Here is a 16,744-nt window from a genome sequence, read left to right as displayed (position 1 = left end):
GTTCAATTCAATCGAATGGGCGCTGACACAGGCCGCTTATGACAGGGATCATTCAGGGAGTGAGTATATGTTTTTGAAGGTGTTCAAGCGGATGGTGTTCATGGCGCTGTTGGCAGGTGGTGGGTTTTTGTTACTGCAAAAGCTGCCACAAATGGGGGCGGCCTATACCGACCAGTTTGCCGACTTGCCTCTTGGGGTCTGTGTATCCTATGCCATGAAAAAGAAGGAACTGAAAGACCTGTCGCAATTGAAGAAGCTGTCGTGTCAGAAGAAAGGCATCACCAGCCTGGAGGGGCTTGAACAGTTAACGGGGCTGGAAGAGCTGTATCTGCAGGGTAATGACCTGACCAACCTGGAAAGCATGGGAGACATGCCTGCGCTGCGCAAAATATCGGTGGCCAGCAACAAACAGATGACCACGCTCAAAGGACTGGAAAGGGCTGAGAACCTAGAAGAGCTGCAGGCGAACCTAAGTTCTGAATTGAGCGATATCTCCGCAATTGCCCAGCTGACGGAGCTGCGTGTAGTGGCTGCAATGCAGGATAACATCAGCGATATAAGCGCGCTGGCTCAGTTGAGCAAACTGGAGGAGGTGATACTCAATTACAACCACATATCAGACATCAGCGCACTGGCCGGCAAACCAGAGTTGAAGCGCCTGCAGATTTATCACAATCCTGTCAGCTCGGTAGAACCCCTGTTGGGTAATGCCCGCCTGCAACTGGTCGGCATTGGCGGTAAAAAGCAGCAGAAACGCCACCTGTGTGAGGATATGAGCCGCCTGAAATCACGGTTGAGTGCTGAAGCGGTTATCTATGGTCCTGAGGTCTGTGAATCCTGACTTTTTCTAGACTAATAACCCTCGCCAGTTGCCGTTGGCATTTTCCTGCTTGGTGAGGTTACGAATCTGTTCGATAACCTGCGTCATGGCATTGGTGAGGGGGCGGTCGCTTGGGGTCATCAGGTACACATCCCGATAGAGTGCAGGTTCGATGATCTCCAGCGCCTGCACCTCTTGGCTGCGCTCCAGATGAAAGAAAGACGATGAAGGTGTGATCAGCATGCCATGTCCCTCTGTCACGTACCTTAGTGTGGTCATCAGCTGGCCGTAAGGCTGGCGCTTACGCAGGTAATGCCCGGTTTCCTGCTCATACTGCTCAATTAAAAATCCCAAAGAGTCCGTACGACTGGTAACCATAACATCATGATGCTGCAGTGCCTGGAAGGGAATGCTGCCTTGTTGCAGGTACTCCTCGGGGAAATCAAACGTCCGGTTTTGGCCGATGATCAGGTAAATATTCTCGCGAAAAAAACGCTCATGGCGGATATGGGTGTTATCGCTGTCATCGTGGGACGAGACAGCAATATCCAGAGTGCCTGACTGCATCATGCGGCTCAGATCCGATGAATAGCCGGTGTAGATGCTGAGTTCAATGCCGGGAAACTCCCGTTCCATCATGCTGACGAGCGGTACCGCAAGAATGTTGCAGATTGGCTGGGTCAAACCAAGCGCAACTTGGCCGGTCGGTATTGTCGAAGCCTGATGCAGTTCCGACTGTGCCTGATCCAGCTGGCGCAGAACCGAGCGGGCATGTGCCAGAAAGCGTTCACCATTTTCGGTTAAGCAAACGCCACGTACATCCCGGCTGAACAGTGTTGTTTTGAGTTCATGTTCCAGTACGGAAATCTGCTGACTGATACTGGGCTGGGAAATATCCAGTTCTCGCGCAGCGGCGGCGATACTGCCCAATTCGGCGGATTTTACAAAGTAGGTGAGCTGTTTGGTATTCACGTTATTCCAGCCTATAGGCATTGCCTATACCCGCTATACGGGATTATTTATTTTTTCACCCGAGCCCTTTTTCTATGCTGGACCCCGACAATAAACAGAGGGGAATAGTCCACATGAAAAAGCAGGATTTATATTTTGATCGTCCGCTGAAATACAGCGCAGAAGAGTGGAAAGCGCGCCAGGATCTTGCCTGTATGTACAGGATTTTTGATCACCTTAACTGGGACGAATCAATTTATAATCATATCTCATTGCGTGTACCCGGAGAACCGGATCATTTTCTTATCAATCCATTTGGGTTGCATTATAGCGAGGTGCGTGCGTCCAATTTGGTAAAAATTGATATTGATGGCAATATCATCGGCGATTCGGATTGGCCGATTAACCCTGCCGGTTTTACCTTTCACAGCGCCATTCACAAACATGTACCCGATGGCCACTGCATTATGCACGTGCATACTACGCCGACGCTGGCGGTGTGCTGCCTGGAGGAAGGCCTGTCGTTCACCAACTTCTACTCGGCACAGTTGTATAACCAGATCGCCTATCACGATTTTGAAGGCATTACCGTGCGGATGGATGAAGGTGAGCGAATTGTCGCCAGCAGTGAAGGCAAAAAGGTTTTGCTGCTGAAAAATCATGGGCCGGTCATTATCGGTGCGGACCTGCCGCAGGCTTTTTCTCTGATGTGGTTGCTTAACCGTGCCTGTGAGGTGCAGCTGGCATCCCAGTCCATGGGTAAAACCCTGGATATTCCCGATGAAGTTTTACAGCGCTGCGCAAGAGATACCCCGCTGTTTAATCCGAAATATGGCTCGGGCCGTGATGCTGTGGCGGCACTGGAGCGTTTGATTGAGAAAAAAGATCCATCCTATAAATATTAAAAGGCCCAACCATGAAAATAATAAAAGCCATCTCATGTACCTGTGCACTTTTGCTGTCCGCGCCTGTGTTCGCAGATACCACGTTAAGAGTCGCGACCTGGCTACCGGCCAGTAGTGGTCAGAATGATGTTGTCTGGCCAACCTGGGCGAACTGGGTTGAAGAAGCAACTGACGGACGTGTCAAAATCGAGCTTGAATACAGCTCCGGTCATCCGAAATCCATGTTTGGTCTGGTTGAGGACGGTGTGGCTGACGTCAGCTTTGGGGTGAATGGCTACCTGCCCGGACGCTTCAAGCTGCCAGCCGTTGTCGAAATTCCCGGTGAAACGGCAGATCCTGAAGCCTTGTCCGTTGCGCTCTGGCGTGTGTACAAGCAGCACTTTGAGCCCGCCCAAGAGTTTGAAGGTCTGAAGGTGTTGGGCATGTTTGTGCACGGTCCTGGCCAGTTGATGACTACGTTCGAAGTCAAGCAGCTCTCGGACCTGCACAACAAGAAAATGCGTACCGGTGGCGGGGTCGTTAATGATCTGGCCAAGCGCCTGGAGGTTGTGCCGGTGTTTGCACCGGTCACAAAGGTGTATGAAATGATGCAGCAGGGCGTAATTGATGGCGTCTTTCTGCCGGCTCAGGAGCTGAAATACTCTCGCCTGAGTGAAGTTGTTACGGATGTCACCCTGTTCCCGTCTGGCATGTATACCACCGCCTTTACTATCTTTATGAACCCTTATGTTTTTGAAGATCTGAGTGAAGAAGACCGTCAGGCCATACTGTCGGTCTCGGGTGAGAAGCTGTCAGCCCTGGCGGGACGCGCCTGGGGCAACTCCGACCTGGCAGGCTTGGAAGATGCTCGCGCAATGGGCGTTCGGATCAAGGAACTGACGGCAGATGACCCCATGACACAGGCGTTTGCCGATAAGGTGGATGGCATGTATGACGCCTGGATCGAAACCGTTGCGGACCGACCGGTGGACGCATCGGCTGCATTGCAGGATCTGAAACGTATTGCTGCCGAGTATGAGAGCGGCAAAAACTGATCGTTTCATATACAACAAGGCCCTCGATTGAGGGCCTTGTTGGTTACGCGGTACAGAAGTTCAGTGACGCAGGGCCAGATAGGCGCCGGCACCGGCCATGATTGACCCGGCACTTCGATTCAGCCCCTTCATGGCCCGCGGTGAGCGGAAGAAGCCCCGTGCCTTGTCGGCAAAAACGGCAATTGCCATCAGGCCAATGAGCAGGCCCACCAATGTCAGTACTGACGCCAGAGCAATATCACCACTGCTCAGCACGCTCAGGTCAATAAAGGTGGGCAGGAAAGCGATGTAGAACAGGATAACCTTGGGGTTGGACGCTGAAATAAGAAACCCCTGCAGGAAGTTGGCCGCTACGCTGCCTTTCTGGCTTTTGCTGGCGTTGAACTCGTCACTGGAGACGGGCGCCGTCCACATTTTGTAGCCCAGGTAGAGCAGGTAGGCAGCACCAATGATACGAATCACGGTAAACAGCTCGGACCAATGAGTGGCAATGGTCGCCAGGCCCAGGCAGGCGGCAATCAGGTAGAGGATGTCACTGACAATCATGCCCAGCGCCATCGGCAGGCAGCTGGTGGCACCATGCATCAAGGCTCGTGCCATGATGGCAAAGACACCGGGGCCGGGTGTGATACCGAAAATGAGTACGGCTATAAAAAAGGAGAATGCGCTTTCAACTGTCATGACCTGAGTCTCCCGAGGGCAAAGAGACATGCATTATGTGCGAGGAAAGCGCAGTGCGCCAGCCGTGTGAATGGACTGGCACTCATCAGAGCCGAACGGCACCCGGTTTATCGGGCGCCGAACCGCTGCGAACATCAGAACATGACTTTGATGCCCACATAGGCGGAGCGACCCATGCCGGGTACGGCAATGCCCCAGGGAATACCGGTCATGGACATGGTGCGCCCCTGACCCGTGTAGGCACCACCGGTCGGCAGGGCATAGGCGCGGTCGAACAGGTTCTCGATACCCAGGTCCAAACGCACCTGATCCCAGCTGTGGCTGGCACGCAGGTTGATCAAACTGTACCCGGAGGTGCTGATCTCATTGCGCACGTCTGATACCTCGTCCTTCTCATCAACCACAATCCATTCGATGGCATTATCCCAGCCGGCTTTCTGGTGCGTCAGCGTGAAGCGGCCATTCAGTGGCATGATGTTGTAGAGGTCATCGCCGGTTTTGCGGTTTTCACCGTCGGTATAGTTGATTACGCCCTTGAAACCCCAGGTACCCAGGCTATTGCTGGCCAACGGCAACTGCATGGATAGGTCTACACCGTAAAGACGTGCTGACTGGTTGTCATACTGCAGCACGTTGAACTGATCTTCTGCCCAGCCGGCACGCTGAACAGCATCGATGTAGTCGTCGACATGGGTGTAGAACGGGGTCGCGGTAACAACCCAGCTGCGATCACTGGCATGCCAGTCGAAGGTGGCGGATGCAGTGTAAGCGGTTTCCGGGTTGAGGTTCACATCACCCACATAGCCGTTACCGTCGCCAACAAAGTTGTTCATGGTGGCGGCCATCGGCCAGGTCGACCAGGTGTAGCGCTCGTACAGATTGGGTGAGCGCACCTTGCGGGCAAGGCCCAGTTCAATGTCCAAGTTGTTGCTGTACTGGTAACGCGCCAATGCGGTCAGGTCAACATTGTGGTCAGTCTGGCTGTGGTCCTGCTCATTAAAAGCCATGGAATCCATGTATTGCATGCCAGCAGCTGTCATGGCGGTGTTGTAGCCGTGTACGTCATCAGCATCCATGCTGACGCGCTCGTATCGTACGCCTACCAGTGTCAGCCACTGATCACTTTGCTGAGTTTCAAGTTCGGCATACAGCGCATTACGATCACGCTGGCCGTTATTAATGTTCTGGAAGGTGCCAGGCCCCATGCCGCCGCCGGAAGCGGTCCAATAATCATCCAGACGGAAGCGCTGGAACTCGCTGCCTACACGCAGCAGGTTGGTAGCGTTGAGATCGATATCGGCTTTCAGGCTTAGCCCGGTGTTTTCACTTTCAGAATACATCGGCATGCCGCCTGCGCAGGTGCCGGCAGGGTCACCATGGAAACTGATCGGACTGCACGGGTTGCCTGGGCCTGAAAGCGAGCCATACCAGAAACGCTTGTCGTCTCCGAAATCCATGAAGTGATCGACCTGCTCATGATAGGCACGTGTTTCGATGACACCCCAGTTCATGCGACGGGTCCAGGCCAGATTAATCAGCTTCTGCTCGTTTTCAAGCAGATCCATGCGCTGGTTCGGGTACAGCTGTTCGGGCATATCCTGGTAGCTGAACCGGGTTTCAAACAGATTATCACCGGCCTTGAGAGCCAGGTTCAGATTGTGATTTTGGGTGTCATAAGCGGTGGAGCCAACTTCATCCAGTGGCAAATCATGACCGGGACGGCCGGTATCGGTAAAGGTCTTGAAGTCGTCACCGGCCGTATAGTTGTCGGCCTTACTCCAGGAGCCGCTGTAGTTGATGCTCAGGTTCTCGGTTGCATGCGTTGCGGATAGATTGCCACCGATTGCATCGTTGTTGCTGCGGTAAAAGGCACCGACTTCGCCCTTGGTAAGGTTGGCTTCACCGGTGCGTGCAAACTCGGGTTCAGGTCTGTCGGCAACGATGGTGCCGCCGATGCTGTCACCGCCCAGGCTAACCGGTGTGATGCCGGCGAACACCTTGAGCTGGCCGATGTTGCTGGGGTCAACATAGGACAGGGGCGGGTTCATATGGTTGGGGCAGGCGGCAATCAGATCCATGCCATCCACCTTTACGCGCAAGCGGTCATCCGCCAGGCCGTGAATGGCCGGCAGACTGGACACGCCCCCGGCACCATAGAGACTGACGCCGGGAACGTCACGCAGCAGGCTGGCGCTGTCGCTGGTTGCGGCGCGCAGCTGCTCCAGGGCCGAAGGTTCCACCTGTACGGCATTATCGCGGGGCGTTTGTTGAAGTGTGCCTTCAACCACAATGGGATCCTGAGCATTGGCCGATTGGGCCAGTGTGATACAGGCAATGGCAAGGGAAAGCCGTCCATAGGGGACATTGGGCTGGGTGTAATTCAGGCTCATCCTGACTCCTGGCATGTTGAACGAGGTTATGCACCCCTGCCCATGAGAAGGGGCTCAAGGGGGCAGAGTGTGTACGAATGGAGCCGGATTTTAGGCAATGCCTTGGCGCTTGGGATGGGACATAGTGTCGCAGTGTGACAAAGGGTCGCAGTTTCGAGCGCTCAATTGGGTTTGGACTCATTTACTTAGCTTGCTAACTAAAGACGGATTGATATAATGCTTAGCAAGCTAAGTATTTTGGAGTCAGTCATGTCAGATGAATCATCCCCGCTGCACACAACCATCGAGCCGTCTCTGGGGGCGGTATTGGGGCGTGTACACAGGCAGTGGCGCAGTGCAGTGAACCAGGCCGTTGCACCGCTGGGCATGACTGAATCCCGCTGGACAGCACTGATGCTGCTGAAGAAAACGGGGGAGGGCTGTACCCAGCAAGCCCTGGCATCCAAATTATCGATTGAAATGTCATCCCTGAGTCGCACCCTGAATCAGTTGCAGCAACAAGGGTTAATCGAGCGCCGTACCGACCCTGAAGACAAGCGCGTGCACTGCCTCTGGTTGACGCCTGAAGGGGCCGAGATGGTCGAAGCATTGGCGGTCAGAATCGGCACCATTCGTGATGAAATTTATGCCGGAATCAGCGAAGCGGAGCTGGATGCGTTCGCCAGTGTTCTGCTGAAGATGGAAGCCAATGCCGTGGCCTGTGCCACTCACCAGGAGAAGCGCTGATGACACCTGATCAAAGTTTTGCCCGGTGGGTTCGGGTTTCCCTGATCGCCTTTGCCGTGACGTTTGTGTACTACCTGCTGGCTGATCTTTGGATGCCCATGACCCCACAGTCACGTGTGTTGCACCCTGTAACAGCCATTGCGCCTCAGGTGAGCGGTATGGTGACAGACGTTCAGGTGCGCAATAACCAGCATGTTGAAGCCGGTGATCTGTTATTTGTGATTGATGATCAGCCATACCGCCTTGCGGTCGAGCAGGCTAGGCTGGCGCTGCAGGATGCACGTCAGATCAATAACCAGCTTGACGCTGCCATTGTTGCAGCCAGGGCCAACGTGAGCGCTGCCAAGGCGGACGCACAGGAGGCGGCGCGTGAAGCAAAACGCCTGAAAATTCTGAGTGAACGTCAAAGTGTGTCCATCCAGCAGTATGACCAGGCAAAAGCACGTCATCAGTCCGCAGCTGCACAGGTGGCGGCTGCGCAAGCTGAAGTGTTGAAGCTGGAAGCAGAGCGTGGCGCAGCAGGCGATCAGAATGTTCGTGAAGCACAGGCCGCCAATGCCTTGGCACAGGCTGAGTTGAATCTTGCCTACACACAGGTTCGTGCCCGATCAGCCGGATTTGTATCCAACCTTCAGGTCCGTGCCGGTACCTACGCCAGTGCCGGAAAAGAGCTGGCCGCACTGGTGGTTGATGAAATGGATATCGTGGCCGACTTCCGCGAAAAGTCCCTTAATATGATGGAGCAGGGCGGGCGCGCAGAAATCGTGTTTGATGCCTACCCTGGGCGGGTGTTCTCAGGCGTCGTCACCGAACGTGACGCAGGCACACTGGCCGGGCAAATCGTTGCGGATGGCCGTCTTGCTGCACCTGAAGCGACTGACCGCTGGGTGCGCGATGCCCAACGTCAGCGAATACATCTGGAGCTTACCGAGGAGCAGGCTCCGGCCCTGCCCACAGGCTCCCGGGCGACCGTACAGCTGTTTCCTGTCGGCGGTGTGGCCAGCTGGCTGGGGCAGCTGCAGATTCGCATTGTCAGCCTGATGCACTACATCTACTGAGGCGAGTGCCATGTCTCGATTTCTGCCAATGGTGGTCGTGCGGAAGCCTGAAATGTCGCCGAATGATCTGCGCCAGTGTTTGCGCGCGGCACTTGGCGGGACTCTCGGATTTCTTGTCTGCAAAATGATGGGGTGGAGTTACGGTGCCTTTTTTACGGTATCGCCCATTTTGCTGCTGGGAATGGTGCCGGTGTTCAACGCCCATATTGTGCGTCAGTACCTGGCCAGTACTCTGTTAGTGGTCGGGTGTGTCATGGTTCTTCAAGGCATGCTGGGTGACAAGCCGATTCCAATGACGCTAGTTGTCATCGCTCTGTTTGCCGGCCTGTTTCGGGCCATGAGCGGTGGCGTGAACTTGCTGTTCGGTGCCATGGGCGTGGTCAACCTGTCCATGCTGCTGCATTTTGCCAGCTACCCTCAGGCACATGTGAGTGACCTCATGGGCGCTTTTGTGATGGCCGTCGTCACCACGTTGTTAATCTGTGTCCTCATGCATCAGCTGCTGCCGGACCCTGAGCCGCGTCAGCCTCGTCAGATGCCGGTTAAACCGGCCAGTAATGTACGTCATGAAGTGATTCTGGCCACAACCGTCGCAACCCTGTCCTTTCTGGTATTTCAGGTACTGGATTTGCAGGATTCACTTTCGGCACAAATCTCCAGCATTCTGGTGGTCTTTCCGCTTAGCTGGAAAGGGGCCGGGCCTGCAGGCTGGAATCGTGCACTGGGGACATTACTGGGGTGTGCGGTCGGACTGCTGGTGCAGTTTGTACTGATGAACCATTTTGATATTTTGTTGCTGGTCGCATTTGGCCTGTGGGTCAGCCTGCTGCTGTTTGCGCGTTGTCACATGCTGGAAGGGGGATTGCCGGGGGTAGGTTTTGCCGGGCTGACGACCATGGCGATTCTGTTTGGTCAGTACCTTACGCCGGCGCAGGATCTGTTTTTCAATGATCTGTACCGAATCACATCGTTGTCTGTCGCCGTCATGCTGTCGCTGATGGTGATCTTTCTAATGGACCGACTGCTGAACCGTTTTGAGTCCACACGGTTGCAGCCGGTCTCTTAGTACGCCGCTGATCAGCGCTGCTTGGGGCTACCTGTACGTGGCTTGGCGCCCTGGCTGCGGGGTTTATGGCCACGATGCACATCACCTGAGCGTACGCCATCGCGATGCTGAGGCTTGGGCTTTTTCGGGCGGTTGCGACTACGGCCTTTGGGTTTGTCCAGGCTGGATTCGGGCAGTTCGTGCACCGGTTCAAAACCATCAATCATTTCACGTGGAATGATTTTACTGGTCAGACGCTCAATAGCACGCAGCTGATCAATTTCATCTGCACTAACCAGGGAGACGGCCTGGCCATCTGCGCCAGCACGGCCAGTACGACCAATACGGTGAACGTAGTCTTCTGCCACATTGGGCAGGTCAAAGTTCACAACCTGGGGCAAGAGATCGATATCCAGGCCTCGGGCTGCAATATCGGTTGCCACCAGTACCTGAATATCCTTGGTCTTGAATGCATTCAGGGCCTTGGTGCGGGCACCCTGACTCTTGTTGCCGTGAATGGCTGCTGCCTTGATATTGGCCTTATCCAGCTGGGTGGCCAAACGGTTTGCGCCATGCTTGGTGCGGGTAAAGACCAGCACCTGGTACCAGCTGTTATCCTTGATCAGCTTGATCAACAGCGGGCTTTTACGCTTCTTGTCGACCGGGGCGATCCACTGCTTGACGGTTTCCGCCGTGGAGTTGCGCGGTGTTACCGATACTTCAACCGGATCGTTTACCAGGCCTTTGGCCAGCTCACGGATATCCTTTGAGAAAGTGGCGGAGAACAGCAGATTTTGGCGCTTGCTCGGCAGCAGTCTGAGGATGCGCTTGATGTCATGGATGAAACCCATGTCCAACATACGATCTGCTTCGTCCAGAACCAGCGCTTCCAGGTTATCAAAGCGCACGGCGTTCTGGCTGTACAGGTCCAGCAGTCGACCAGGGGTCGCGATCAGAATGTCGGCACCCTTGCGCAGGGCCATCATCTGCGGGTTGATTTTAACTCCACCAAAGACCACGGCTGACTTCAGCTGCAGGTGCTTGCCATAGGTGGCGACGCTGTCGGCAACCTGTGCTGCCAGCTCTCGGGTCGGTGTCAAAATCAGCACGCGGGCCTGGTTGGCCTTTGCGCGCTCGCCTTTGGACAGACGCTCCAGAAGCGGAAGTGTGAAGCCCGCAGTTTTACCGGTGCCGGTCTGTGCGGCGGCCATGACGTCACGTCCCTCAAGTACAGCCGGGATTGCCTGCTGCTGAATAGGGGAAGGGGTATCGTAGCCCTGATCGGAAATGGCTTTCAAAATAGCATCGGACAGGCCGAGACTGGCAAAACTCATGCGTGACTCACTGATTAGGTCTGATGGCAACCGGAGGGAGCAAGAACTCTGGGAGCAGGTTCTGATGCCTCGGGGTTGAGGAGGTCGGGCAGCTTACCCTAAACCACGCACGCTGGCCATATGCGCGCCCTCATCAGGCCTGGAAAAAGGCGCGATAGCGACCGGGTGTGACAGCCGTGCGCTGGCGGAAGTGACGCTGGAAATGGGCCTGGTCCGCAAAGCCCAATTGTTGAGCGACATCGGTGAGCGGGAACTGCTGGTCACGCAGTAATCGACGCGCTTGCTTGATACGATGATCCAGCTGGAATGCGTGCGGGGCCATACCATGAATCTGCTTGAAACGGCGGATCAATTGATAGCGGTTAAGGCCGCTGACCTGGCACAGATGCTCAAGGGGCAGAGGGTCAGCAAGGTGGTCCATAATCAGCTCGGTCACTCTGCGTATTTCCGGTGCTCGTTGAGCGGTCAATCTCGGATTGTCTGAATTTGTCACATGGAAAAGGGGCTGCAGAAATTCGATCAGCTCTGATTCAGCGGCCAGTGGATCATTATCCAGCGACAGGGTTTGATACAGCGCTGAAAATTGATTGTAGAAACCAGGATCTGATTGGTAGTGGGCTTCAAATGCACGGTAATCAGTCTGTCCGCCCATACATTCCTGCTGTAGTTCACCAATCCATTGTGTGTCTATGAACAGCATCCGGTAAGACCAAAGCCCTTCATCCGGGTTGCAGGAATGGACATCGGCGGGGTTGATGGTGACCAGGGTGCCGCTGGCGACACGGTGTTGGGCTCCTCCGTTGCGGTAGTCGGCAGCACCCTGGTCAATGACGCCAAACGAAAATTCATCATGTGAATGCGCCTGATAGCAGGCGCATGACTGGCTGGCCAGCCGCATTTCGACAAAAGGCAGCGCTGCACAGCGTTCAAGTTTCAAAGTTTCGTCTTTCATTGGCAGTGGGGGCTTAAATGAACAGGGTTGTTACCGTTAATGCCAGCATAGCACCCAGAGTGCGATTGAAGAACCGCAGGCGTTTGGGTGTGTTCAGCCAGCGGCTGATCAATTGGCCACAGGCGGCCCAGCAACCCACGCACACAAAGCAGGCTACAAATGACAGGCCTACAAACAGACTGAGATAGAGGTTTGCTTCGGCCTGGCTGGCAACGAAGAGGGCGACGCCTGACATGGCAACAAGCCAGGCCTTGGGATTCAACAGCTGTACCAAAGCGCCCTGAGCAAGGCTTGGCGGGCTGCTCAAACCTGTGCTCTCCGTATCAGTCTCGGCTGCTGCCGTGGCGATTTTAAAGGCCATGTAGAGCAGGAAGGCAGCACCGGCATACTGCAGGATATGGGTGAACTGAGGTAATACCTGGTTCAGGCTGTTTAACCCCAGCCCACTCACTAACACGACCAGCACATAGCCAAGGGTTGCGCCGGATACATGCGGTAAGGTTTTGCGCCAGCCAAAGTTTGCGCCGGAGCTGGTCGCTATGATGTTGACGGGTCCCGGGGTAATTGCACCAATCAAGGCAAAACTGAGCATGGAAAGGGCTGAAGTCAGCATGGGGTCACCTCCAATTTTTATTTGGTGCTAGCCTAATAGCGAATTTAAGATGCCTATAGAACAAAATTGCATTCAGGGAGAAGGTGATGGAGTACGTGATGCAGCAGCGATTGAGTGTAGTGACACTGGGAGTAAAGGAGTTGAATCGCGCCCGAGCCTTTTATGAGGCGTTGGGCTGGCAGGTCGGCGCGGCTGAAGGCGAGATTGTTTTCTTCCAACTTAATGGGCTGATACTGGCGCTTTACCCACGCGAGGCTCTGGCAGAGGATGCTCAGGTTCCGCAGTCTCCTGCTGCCGGTGTTTGCATGACTCTGGCGCAGAATGTTGAGAGTCCTGAACAAGTTGATGCTGTTTTGGCGCTTGCCCGGCAAGCCGGTGGACGTGTCACCAAACCGGGTCAGAAGGTGTTCTGGGGTGGTTATTCCGGATATTTTTCAGACCCGGATGGACACATGTGGGAGATTGCACATAACCCGTTCTGGTCTATTGATGACCAGGGAAATATACATCTCTAAACAGAACTGGCGGTGGTAATCGCGGTAAAAAGAGACTATATGTTTCTTAACGGCGACGTTTTGTTTGTTTTCTGGTCCTCTGGACAGGTCTCTGGCCCAGAAATGAAATTAAGCCTATGCTCATTACTGCGATTACCTGCTGATTGCTGGCGTCAACTACTGGTATGCGCGCCTTGGCAGGCATTTCCTCTCTGCATGGAGTAGCGGAATGAAACGGACGGATCAGACACTGTTGGAGCAGATGCGCATCACCGAGCTTGAGATCGAGAACCGCAAGGCGCTGTTCATGATCGATCACGAGGATGTGGAAGTGCTCACGCGTGTTAAACCCCTGATCGAACGTGAAGTCGAGTCATTAGTTCGTGAGTTCTATGAATTGCAAACCAGTGTCCCCGAGATAGCACTCCTGATTGGCGATGCTGACACGCTGGGGCGGCTGCGTTCCGCTCAACGGAAATATGTCATTGACCTGTTCAGCGGCTTCTACGATATAGAATACGTCAATAACCGCCTGCGCATCGGTATGGTCCATAAGCGTATCGGTGTAGAACCCAAACTCTATTTGGCGGCTATCCAACAGTTGCAGACCCTTCTGGGCCACCTCCTTAATCGGATCATTCCGGACCCCAAGGAATGTCGCAGGGTAATTCGAGCGGCTGAAAAGCTGTTCATGTTTGATATTTCGCTGGTGTTTGATACCTATATCCGCAGCTTGATCTCAGAGATTGAAACATCGCGCGAGAAATCCGAACGTTACGCCGTCGAGCTGGAGTACAAGGTTCAGGAACGTACAGAGCAGCTAGAGATCATGTCCCGCACCGATCCGCTCACGGGGCTGTTGAATGTGCGTTTTCTCACCGAGATGCTGACGCAGTCATTGCGTGCGGCGCAGCGGCGGCTGGAGCCTCTGACGCTGGTGTACATGGATATCAATGATTTCAAGGAAGTGAATGATACCCAGGGGCATCAACGGGGCGATGAAATCCTGTGTACTGTGGCGGACAGCATCAAAAACCTGTCACGGCTGGAAGATCAGGCCTTCCGTTATGGCGGGGATGAGTTTTGCATCATCTTGCCCAAGTGTAATGAGCAGCAGGCCATTCAGTTGTTCGATGAACGGCTGCATGCCCACATTCGTGAGCAGGAACCGGATCTGACCATCAGTCTGGGGTTTGTGGAGACCGGTCCCGATGAGTACCTCACGGCTGATGAGCTGATCCATCTGGCAGATCAGCGGATGTATCAGGATAAGGAGCGCTTGAAAGGGGAGAGCGATGGCATCCCTGTTCAAGCCGATTAATCCTCTGTTTGAAAGAACTCCAGCACCTCTTTGCGGTTTCCGCGAAAGATTATGCGCTTTGATTGTTTCTCGCTCTGGTAGGCATACATGGGGTCGTAATATTCCGTCAGCAGGCTGTTAATCCAGTCCTCGTGCTGGCGGGTATCGCCATTTATTGACTGCTGATACAGGGCATTTTCCATCGACTCGGCAAGCCGGCGATAGCGCTCCTGCCCCAGTCGTTTGGTCAGCTTGGCAAGGCTTTCACGCAAGCGCGCGGCAAAGGCTTGAAAACCTGTTTCTGCCCCATGGACGCTCTGAAATTCTGCTGTCAGCTTAACCACATATTCCTGGCGAATGCGTTCGATACGCTGCTCCAGCGACTCATCCAGCCAGACAAGCGGAGAGTCGATAAACCGGCGGTGTAGATCCAGGGGAACATGACAGCTGCCGATGGCGCGATTTTCATCTTCAACTACAAAATGCTCTACACCTGAAGCGCGTTTGCGCAGCACATCAATCGCCAGGGTGTTTTCAAAATTGATCTGGCTGGGCTGTGGTGTGGCGTGCCGCCCAAAGCTGGAGCCCCGATGATGAGCGCAGCCCTCCAGGTCCAGTGAATGTTCCAGCTGTTGCAGTAGCTCGGTCTTGCCGCAGCCGGTCATGCCACCCAGTTGAGTATAGCGACATTGCGCGGCGGCACTATCCAGTGTATCGATCAGAAAGCCGCGCATTGCCTTGTAGCCGCCGGTGACCAGTGGGTAGTCAACACCGGCCTCACGCAGCCATTGTTGGCTGATGTTGGAGCGCATGCCGCCACGAAAACAGTATAGATAACCTTCCGGGTGGGCATTGGCAAATTCGATCCAGGCTCGTACACGCGCCGCTTTGATCTCGTCAGCCACCAAGCGGTGGCCCAGGCGAACCGCAGCTTCCTGACCATGCTGTTTGTAGCAGATACCGACGCGGTGGCGCTCATCGTCATTCATCAATGGGCGATTGTCGCTGCCGGGGAATGCACCTTTAGCAAATTCCACTGGCGCACGCACATCCAGCAGGGGAGCGCCGCTGAGGAAAATCTGACGGTAATCGTCCGTGCACAAGCGCATTACACAACCTCAACCGCATGCTCGGTTGCCGGTACCATTTCGGCAATAGGGTGTAATTGAAGCTTGAGGGCCTGAGCGGCTTCATTAAAGGCTGCCTGACCTTCAGGTGTTACGGCCACAAGTAAACCGCCGCTGGTTTGAGGGTCGCATAACAGGTGCTTTTGATCCTCGGTCAGTTGGGTGACCCGATGGCCATAGCTGTCAAAATTGCGGCCAGTGCCGCCAGGAATACAGCCTTCGTCCAGGTAGTGCTGGATATGGTCGATGTGCGGGACCGTGTCCATGTCCAGCCTCGCAGTCAGTCCGCTGCCGTCGGCCATTTCGACCAGGTGACCCAAGAGGCCAAAGCCGGTTACGTCGGTCATGGCGCATACGCCTTCTAACGTTGCGAAATGTTGTCCAGCCTTATTCAGAGTGCACATAAGGTCGCGTGCCACCCCCTGGTCCTGCTGACGCAGCTTGCCCTGTTTTTCCGCGGTAGTCAGTACGCCGATACCCAGGGGTTTGGTGAGATACAGCCGGTTGCCCACCCGGGCAGTATCGTTGCGCTTCAGGTGATTTTTATCGACACGACCGGTAACGGCCAGGCCGAAAATGGGTTCAGGAGCATCAATGGAATGTCCACCGGCCAGAGGCATGCCGGCAGCATCACAGACAGCACGTGCACCCTTGATGACCTCACGCGCCACTTCGGCGGGTAGCAGATTAACCGGCCAGCCAAGAATGGCGATGGCCATCATCGGTGTACCGCCCATGGCGTAAATATCGCTGATGGCATTGGTCGCTGCAATACGACCGAAATCATAAGGGTCATCCACAATCGGCATGAAGAAATCAGTGGTCGAAACGATACCGGTATCTTCATCAAATGCATAAACGGCAGCATCGTCCCGAGACGCGTTACCGACCCATAAATTGGGATCCAGAACCTGGGAGCCACTACCTGACAGGATTGTATCCAGCACCGCAGGCGAAATTTTGCAGCCGCAGCCGGCACCATGGCTGTATTGAGTAAGGCGAATGGAATCAGACATGGCAATCTCTCCTGAGTAATCGATATTGGACCCTTAGCAGGCTGTCGAAAATCTATCTGCGTTGCCGAATGCTTCGTTAAAAACAGTCTCAAAATGCTCATTTAGTCCACTAAACTGCGCTTTTTCGCCTGTTTTTGCCTAGCTTCGACTGCCTCGATAACGTTTTTCAACAACCTGTTAGACCTGCCGGGCCGGGCTAAGCTAGCCGGCCTTGCAGACACAGTCAACTTAAGCTTGGCAGTGATTATAGAGAAGGCAAAATCTGCTGGCAGCGGGTCTTGAAATGGGTGATTCGGGT

16 protein-coding genes are annotated in these 16,744 nt (G+C 54.5%); 8 read left to right on the top strand and 8 right to left on the bottom strand.

Annotated features, from left to right (window positions below):
- Positions 1-67 precede the first annotated feature (67 nt).
- Entirely contained in the window at positions 68-841 is a 774-nt protein-coding gene (locus tag O3C79_RS12040; protein ID WP_494383291.1) for a leucine-rich repeat domain-containing protein, read from the top strand.
- 6 nt (positions 842-847) lie between these two features.
- On the opposite strand, the gene O3C79_RS12035 is transcribed toward O3C79_RS12040, so the two are convergent.
- Complete coding sequence (locus tag O3C79_RS12035) at positions 848-1,792, bottom strand: LysR family transcriptional regulator (RefSeq protein WP_494383290.1); 945 nt, start codon at positions 1,790-1,792, stop codon at positions 848-850.
- 113 nt (positions 1,793-1,905) lie between these two features.
- Between O3C79_RS12035 and O3C79_RS12030 the strand changes: the two genes are divergently transcribed.
- On the top strand, positions 1,906-2,676 hold the full coding sequence (locus O3C79_RS12030) for a class II aldolase/adducin family protein (protein WP_494383289.1): 771 nt from the start codon (positions 1,906-1,908) through the stop codon (positions 2,674-2,676).
- 11 nt (positions 2,677-2,687) lie between these two features.
- Entirely contained in the window at positions 2,688-3,710 is a 1,023-nt protein-coding gene (locus O3C79_RS12025) for a TRAP transporter substrate-binding protein (protein ID WP_494383288.1), read from the top strand.
- A gap of 60 nt (positions 3,711-3,770) precedes the next feature.
- On the opposite strand, the gene O3C79_RS12020 is transcribed toward O3C79_RS12025, so the two are convergent.
- Together O3C79_RS12020 and O3C79_RS12015 are read right to left on the bottom strand one after the other, a co-directional pair.
- Entirely contained in the window at positions 3,771-4,391 is a 621-nt protein-coding gene (locus O3C79_RS12020) for a LysE family translocator (protein ID WP_494383287.1), read from the bottom strand.
- Between the two features lie 134 nt (positions 4,392-4,525).
- Positions 4,526-6,781, bottom strand: coding sequence for a TonB-dependent receptor (locus O3C79_RS12015; RefSeq protein WP_494383286.1), 2,256 nt, complete (start codon positions 6,779-6,781; stop codon positions 4,526-4,528).
- 249 nt (positions 6,782-7,030) lie between these two features.
- On the opposite strand from O3C79_RS12015, the gene O3C79_RS12010 reads away from it, so the two are divergent.
- Genes O3C79_RS12010 through O3C79_RS12000 form a run of 3 tightly spaced genes read left to right on the top strand, consistent with a single transcriptional unit; the run spans position 7,031 to position 9,631 of the window.
- Positions 7,031-7,507, top strand: coding sequence for a MarR family winged helix-turn-helix transcriptional regulator (locus tag O3C79_RS12010; protein ID WP_494383285.1), 477 nt, complete (start codon positions 7,031-7,033; stop codon positions 7,505-7,507).
- Positions 7,507-8,565, top strand: a complete 1,059-nt coding sequence (locus tag O3C79_RS12005) for an HlyD family secretion protein (protein ID WP_494383284.1) — start codon at positions 7,507-7,509, stop codon at positions 8,563-8,565. Before O3C79_RS12010 ends, O3C79_RS12005 begins: the two co-directional genes overlap by 1 nt.
- Before the next feature lie 10 nt (positions 8,566-8,575).
- Positions 8,576-9,631: a DUF2955 domain-containing protein gene (locus O3C79_RS12000; RefSeq protein WP_494383283.1), complete on the top strand. Its 1,056-nt coding sequence runs from the start codon at positions 8,576-8,578 to the stop codon at positions 9,629-9,631.
- Positions 9,632-9,642: 11 nt separating this feature from the next.
- Here O3C79_RS12000 and O3C79_RS11995 read toward each other — a convergent pair whose 3' ends face one another.
- From O3C79_RS11995 to O3C79_RS11985, 3 genes are all read right to left on the bottom strand, one after another.
- Positions 9,643-10,944, bottom strand: coding sequence for a DEAD/DEAH box helicase (locus tag O3C79_RS11995; protein ID WP_494383282.1), 1,302 nt, complete (start codon positions 10,942-10,944; stop codon positions 9,643-9,645).
- Positions 10,945-11,077: 133 nt separating this feature from the next.
- On the bottom strand, positions 11,078-11,881 hold the full coding sequence (locus O3C79_RS11990) for an AraC family transcriptional regulator (protein WP_494383281.1): 804 nt from the start codon (positions 11,879-11,881) through the stop codon (positions 11,078-11,080).
- Positions 11,882-11,909: 28 nt separating this feature from the next.
- The gene (locus tag O3C79_RS11985; RefSeq protein WP_494383280.1) at positions 11,910-12,509 is read right to left on the bottom strand and encodes a LysE family translocator; all 600 of its coding nucleotides are present in this window, start codon (positions 12,507-12,509) and stop codon (positions 11,910-11,912) included.
- 98 nt (positions 12,510-12,607) lie between these two features.
- On the opposite strand from O3C79_RS11985, the gene O3C79_RS11980 reads away from it, so the two are divergent.
- Both O3C79_RS11980 and O3C79_RS11975 read left to right on the top strand, forming a co-directional pair.
- Positions 12,608-13,024 (top strand): VOC family protein, encoded by a 417-nt coding sequence (locus O3C79_RS11980; protein ID WP_029511085.1) that lies wholly within the window; start codon positions 12,608-12,610, stop codon positions 13,022-13,024.
- A 208-nt stretch (positions 13,025-13,232) separates the two neighbouring features.
- Entirely contained in the window at positions 13,233-14,324 is a 1,092-nt protein-coding gene (locus tag O3C79_RS11975) for a GGDEF domain-containing protein (protein WP_010323129.1), read from the top strand.
- On the opposite strand, the gene mnmH is transcribed toward O3C79_RS11975, so the two are convergent.
- Together mnmH and selD are read right to left on the bottom strand one after the other, a co-directional pair.
- Complete coding sequence (mnmH, locus tag O3C79_RS11970) at positions 14,321-15,412, bottom strand: tRNA 2-selenouridine(34) synthase MnmH (protein ID WP_494383279.1); 1,092 nt, start codon at positions 15,410-15,412, stop codon at positions 14,321-14,323. The genes O3C79_RS11975 and mnmH overlap by 4 nt on opposite strands.
- Positions 15,412-16,446 carry a selenide, water dikinase SelD gene (gene selD / locus O3C79_RS11965; protein WP_010323131.1) on the bottom strand — a complete coding sequence of 345 codons (1,035 nt, stop codon included), beginning with the start codon at positions 16,444-16,446 and terminating at the stop codon, positions 15,412-15,414. Before selD ends, mnmH begins: the two co-directional genes overlap by 1 nt.
- Between the last annotated feature and the right edge of the window lie 298 nt (positions 16,447-16,744).

Source organism: Marinobacterium sp. NO-S09, assembly GCF_059179545.1.
This window is presented reverse-complemented; position numbering and strand designations above follow the sequence as displayed.

Excerpts from the sequence above, each read along its gene's own strand:
- O3C79_RS12040 (WP_494383291.1), top strand. The coding sequence starts at position 68 with ATGTTTTTGAAGGTGTTCAAGCGGATGGTGTTCATGGCGCTGTTGGCA.
- O3C79_RS12030 (WP_494383289.1), top strand. The coding sequence starts at position 1,906 with ATGAAAAAGCAGGATTTATATTTTGATCGTCCGCTGAAATACAGCGCA.
- O3C79_RS12025 (WP_494383288.1), top strand. The coding sequence starts at position 2,688 with ATGAAAATAATAAAAGCCATCTCATGTACCTGTGCACTTTTGCTGTCC.
- O3C79_RS12020 (WP_494383287.1), bottom strand. The coding sequence starts at position 4,391 with ATGACAGTTGAAAGCGCATTCTCCTTTTTTATAGCCGTACTCATTTTC.
- O3C79_RS12015 (WP_494383286.1), bottom strand. The coding sequence starts at position 6,781 with ATGAGCCTGAATTACACCCAGCCCAATGTCCCCTATGGACGGCTTTCC.
- O3C79_RS12010 (WP_494383285.1), top strand. The coding sequence starts at position 7,031 with ATGTCAGATGAATCATCCCCGCTGCACACAACCATCGAGCCGTCTCTG.
- O3C79_RS12005 (WP_494383284.1), top strand. The coding sequence starts at position 7,507 with ATGACACCTGATCAAAGTTTTGCCCGGTGGGTTCGGGTTTCCCTGATC.
- O3C79_RS12000 (WP_494383283.1), top strand. The coding sequence starts at position 8,576 with ATGTCTCGATTTCTGCCAATGGTGGTCGTGCGGAAGCCTGAAATGTCG.
- O3C79_RS11995 (WP_494383282.1), bottom strand. The coding sequence starts at position 10,944 with ATGAGTTTTGCCAGTCTCGGCCTGTCCGATGCTATTTTGAAAGCCATT.
- O3C79_RS11985 (WP_494383280.1), bottom strand. The coding sequence starts at position 12,509 with ATGCTGACTTCAGCCCTTTCCATGCTCAGTTTTGCCTTGATTGGTGCA.
- O3C79_RS11980 (WP_029511085.1), top strand. The coding sequence starts at position 12,608 with ATGCAGCAGCGATTGAGTGTAGTGACACTGGGAGTAAAGGAGTTGAAT.
- O3C79_RS11975 (WP_010323129.1), top strand. The coding sequence starts at position 13,233 with ATGAAACGGACGGATCAGACACTGTTGGAGCAGATGCGCATCACCGAG.
- mnmH (WP_494383279.1), bottom strand. The coding sequence starts at position 15,412 with ATGCGCTTGTGCACGGACGATTACCGTCAGATTTTCCTCAGCGGCGCT.
- selD (WP_010323131.1), bottom strand. The coding sequence starts at position 16,446 with ATGTCTGATTCCATTCGCCTTACTCAATACAGCCATGGTGCCGGCTGC.